The organism is Limnohabitans sp. (assembly GCF_040401495.1).
In the GTDB taxonomy this organism is placed as follows: domain Bacteria; phylum Pseudomonadota; class Gammaproteobacteria; order Burkholderiales; family Burkholderiaceae_C; genus Limnohabitans.
The window spans coordinates 1-4,427 of sequence record NZ_JBBAOI010000040.1 but is presented as its reverse complement, the minus strand read 5'-3'; the positions used below and the strand labels follow the sequence as shown (position 1 = coordinate 4,427).

Sequence of the window (4,427 nt, the reverse complement as noted above, 5' to 3'; positions counted from 1 at the left end):
TTGGAAAGAAGTGCCATGTCGTAGACGCCGTGATGGCTTGGGCCGTCATCACCGGTGATGCCTGCGCGGTCGAGACAAAAGACAACAGGAAGGCGATGCAATGCAACGTCGTAGACAACTTGATCCCATGCGCGCGAGAGGAATGTGGAATACAAGGCAACAACTGGGCGCAAACCGCCCATGGCCATTCCGGCTGCCGCAGTTACTGCATGTTGTTCTGCAATGCCAACGTCGAAAAACCGGTCTGGGTATTTCGCTTGAAAATCAAGTAGCCCGGTTGGGCCTGGCATTGCAGCAGTGATTGCAACGATGCGCGGGTCAATTGCAGCTTCGCGCAGAAGCGCTTCGCTGAATGCACCGGTGTACCCAGCAACTGCAGTTTTGGCTGGGCCATCGATGGGGTCGAACTTTGGTGTGTCATGTAGATGCTTTTCGTCATCATCTTCGGCAGGTGAATAGCCCTGGCCTTTGTGGGTAAGCACGTGAATAACAATGGGGCCTTCTTCTTCGCGGGCAAGGGCCGCATTGAATGCTTTTTCTAGTTCTGCAATGTCATGACCGTCGAATGGGCCAATGTATTGAATACCAAGGGCTTCGAAAAAAGCTGGTGGTTGCAAAAACTCACGCACCGCAGCTTTGAATGCTTCCATTCCTTGTTCTGCTTGCTTGCCAATAACAGGAATCTCACGCAGGAATGCTTCGAACTTGCGTTGGCGTCGAACATAGACAGGGTTGAGACGAATCTTTGTGAGTCCACGTGACAGTTTTCCGGTTACGCGGTCTGGCAGTTTCTGTTCTTCAATCACATCATCAGAATCAAACCCCGCAGCTGATGTGAGATTAGAAATTGTGGGGGCGTAGCTGCGGCCGTTGTCGTTCAACACAATAATGACGCGACTCTTTGAATGGCCAAGGTTGTTCAGCGCTTCATACGCCATGCCGCCAGTCATAGAGCCATCACCGATGACAGCGACGATGTGTCGGTGTGGTGCAACACCGGCATCACGCGCAATAGCTAAACCATGCGCATATGACAAGACAGTAGATGCATGACTGTTTTCAATGAAGTCATGGCGTGACTCTTCGCGGTTCGGGTATCCGGAGATTCCGTCTTGTTGGCGCAATGCAGCAAAACCAGATTTGCGGCCAGTGAGAATTTTGTGCACGTATGCCTGATGCCCGGTGTCCCACAAGATGGGGTCTGTTGGGCTTTCGAAAACGCGATGCAATGCGATTGATAATTCAACTGCGCCAAGGTTCGACCCCAAGTGACCGCCTGTTTCGCTAACGGCGTTGACAATGAAGTCGCGAATCTCTGTTGAGAGCGATGACAATTCATCTGCCGTGAGGCCACGAAGATCGGCCGGTTGGGAGATGCGGTCGAGAATCGCCATGGGTTCTAAGGCTATCTCTCGAGGTCGTCGCGACCCCAGTGTCAACTACTACGGTGCCCATATGGCTGACATATTTGATCTGAACGGAAAAGTGGCTTTGGTCACTGGCGGCAATGGGGGAATTGGGCTTGGTATGGCTCGCGGCCTTGCAAGTCGTGGGTGTGACATTGCAATCTGGGGCACAAATGCCAAGAAGAATGCAACGGCTCGAGCAGAACTTGAAGCAATGGGAGTACGTGTGGCGGATTTCATTTGTGATGTGGGTGACCAATCACAAGTAGAGGCCGCATTTGTTGCAACGGTGGAAGCGCTTGGCCGAGTTGATTCGTGTTTCGTGAACGCTGGTGTTGGCGGCCATGCCGAAAGTTTTGTTTCCATGACTGATGACGAATGGCATCGAGTGATGCGCGTGAACTTAGATGGTGCGTTTTATACGGCTCAAGTAGCAGTGCGGCACATGGTGGCTGCGGGTAACGGCGGGGCAGTGGTGTTCACGACATCTGGTTCTGCGTATTACGGCCAGGCACGCGGGCAACATTACGGAGCATCTAAAGCTGGTGTGATTTCAATGATGAAAGCAATTGCAGTTGAGCATGCACGTCATGGCATTCGGTGCAATGCAATTTTGCCTGGCTGGATTGAAAGTGAAATGACCGAAGCTGCATTGGGCTGGGACACGTTCATTGCGAAGGTGTTGCCACGTGTGCCTTTGCGCAGGTGGGGAGACCCGAATGACTTTTCAGGAATTGCTGCGTACTTTGCAAGTGATGCAAGCAAGTACCACACTGGCGATGTGATCACGATTGACGGTGGCTACCACAGCTTCTAGTTACTACTGCGTGTTGCTCGTGGGGTGCGATGAACGGAATTGTTCGAACTTCGCGTCGAGGCGTCGTTGATTAAGCGAGTGAAATAAACCACCAAGGGTGAAACCGCCGGCGAGCGCGAGAATTCCACCGAGGCCGTCGACCCAGTAATGATTTGCAGTCACGATGATGCAGAACAATGTGAGAGCTGGGTACAACAGAACCGCCGCACGAATCCATTTGCGACGTGCGAGTGGCCAGACAGCAAACGCGCACCAAGATGCCCATCCGATGTGAAGGCTTGGCATTGCTGCGTATTGATTTGAACGACTTGCAATGCCGCCAGAATCAAAATCCCATGGGCCTCCGTAGACCTTCAATGTGTCGACAAATCCGAATTCAGTTGCGCCGTTGTAGTTGCGCAGTTTCGTGGGGATGCAGTCGCCGCCGAAGGTCTGCTTAGGAATTTCCTTGCCGGCAACGGTGACAGTTGCAGTGCCAGGGCACGGTGCATCAAGAAGGCGGGGCGGCATGAGGGGAAAGAGGGCGAAACCGATGATGGCAAGACCTGTCATAGCGGCAAGTGCGTTGCGGAAAAGCGGGAACACGTCTTTGCGGCGGTTGAGAAGAACGAAAAAGACTGTGACCGTGACGATGAAATGGGCGGTGCCGTAATACGTGTTCATCAGCTGCAGAACCCACTTATATGGAAGGAACAATTGCTGGATTGATTCCTCGTGGTACAGCCCGATGGCGCGCTCGAAACGGATGACCTTCATGGCGTTGTTGAACGAGTTCAGCGGGATGTCGTCACCCTTAACGCGGATGGACCCGAAGCGGTTACGGGTCAGCGAATAGATGAAATAGAACGCGCCCATGATGAGGATCTCTTTCCACCACCAGGTGCGGTGCTCGCGCACCTCATCTAGCTCAGGGGTAGGAATGGCGTCTGTCATGGTGTCTATACATTAGGTCGCTCGGGGCTGGGGCTCACGCCGTCAGTAGGATGGAAAGGTGAGCCTTATTGATCTGTCACATGAGTTCGATTCCAGCGTTTTGTCGCGGGTACTAGCAAAGGGGCGGTCCACTGGGGCCGGGTTCTCCGAGGTGTTTATTGAAGATAAACGCTCGATGGGGGCCAGCCTTGATGATGGGCTGGTTGAGCAAGTGTCTAGCGGCCGCGACTCAGGCGCTGGTATTCGCGTAATCAATGGCGAGACCACTGGTTTTGCCTACACAGCTGATTTGTCTGAAGCAGGGCTGATGGCTGCTGCGGGTGCGGCTGCAGCAGCAGCAAGTACTGGAGATGGTGGAACACACACAGTTTCTTTAGGAACTGCAAAGCGTCACCCTGTGAACACAGTGCGCATTGCGCCACAGAGCGTGCCAAAAGCGCGCAAAGTTGAACTGTTGATGATTGCTAATGATGCAGCACGTGGAATTGATTCAAGCATCGTGCAAGTATCGGCGGGGTATTCCGATGCAACACGGCGCATTCTTATTGCAAACTCCGATGGAGTTTTTGCAACCGATGAACAAGTGCGCACAATCTTTCGTGTCAGTGCAGTTGCTAATGGCGATGCGGGAATGCAAACCGGATATGACTCATTGGGTCACACCATTGGGTTTGAATTGTTCGAAGAAGAGAATATTAATGAATTGGCCGAGCGTGCAGCTCGCCAGGCCGTTACCAAGTTGCGTGCACGTCCTGCGCCAAGTGGTGCGTTGCAAGTAGTTATCAAATGCGGTTCAGGCGGAGTGTTGTTTCACGAAGCGTGTGGTCATGGCTTGGAAGCAGACCTAGTTGCACGAGGCGCAAGTGTGTATGCAAATCGGGTAGGAGACCAGGTGGCGTCACCACTCGTCACGCTTGTTGATGATGGAACGATGAGCCGCGAGTGGGGCGCAATTGGAATTGATGACGAAGGTCATGAAAGCCAACGCAATGTTCTTATCAAAGACGGTGTGCTCACCGATTACATGTGGGATCACATTCGTGCCAACAAAGAAGGCCGTGCACCAAGCGGTAACGGACGTCGCCAAAGTTACGAACACTTGCCAATGGTTCGTATGACCAACACGTTTGTGTTGAATGGCAAGGATGAACCAGATGACATTGTTCGCGCAACTGAATACGGCGTATATGTAGCCAAGTTGGGCGGCGGACAAGTCAACACTGCAAGCGGTGACTTTGTATTCGGCATGACTGAGGCATACCTGATTGAAA

General features: G+C 52.7%; 4 protein-coding genes. 2 read left to right on the top strand and 2 right to left on the bottom strand.

The window, feature by feature from the left end:
• The coding region (locus tag AC9UEO_RS13325) for a 1-deoxy-D-xylulose-5-phosphate synthase (RefSeq protein ID WP_509534464.1) at positions 1-1,394 on the bottom strand (1,394 nt) is incomplete at its 3' end.
• A gap of 61 nt (positions 1,395-1,455) precedes the next feature.
• Here AC9UEO_RS13325 and AC9UEO_RS13320 point away from each other — a divergent pair.
• Positions 1,456-2,223 (top strand): SDR family NAD(P)-dependent oxidoreductase, encoded by a 768-nt coding sequence (locus tag AC9UEO_RS13320; protein WP_509534461.1) that lies wholly within the window; start codon positions 1,456-1,458, stop codon positions 2,221-2,223.
• 3 nt (positions 2,224-2,226) lie between these two features.
• Here AC9UEO_RS13320 and AC9UEO_RS13315 read toward each other — a convergent pair whose 3' ends face one another.
• Entirely contained in the window at positions 2,227-3,156 is a 930-nt protein-coding gene (locus tag AC9UEO_RS13315) for a phosphatase PAP2 family protein (RefSeq protein WP_509534458.1), read from the bottom strand.
• A gap of 175 nt (positions 3,157-3,331) precedes the next feature.
• Here AC9UEO_RS13315 and AC9UEO_RS13310 point away from each other — a divergent pair.
• Positions 3,332-4,427: TldD/PmbA family protein (locus AC9UEO_RS13310; protein ID WP_509534455.1), on the top strand; the 1,096-nt coding region annotated here is incomplete at its 3' end.

Coding starts and splice junctions, on each gene's coding strand:
- AC9UEO_RS13320 (WP_509534461.1), top strand. CDS start 1,456: ATGGCTGACATATTTGATCTGAACGGAAAAGTGGCTTTGGTCACTGGC.
- AC9UEO_RS13315 (WP_509534458.1), bottom strand. CDS start 3,156: ATGACAGACGCCATTCCTACCCCTGAGCTAGATGAGGTGCGCGAGCAC.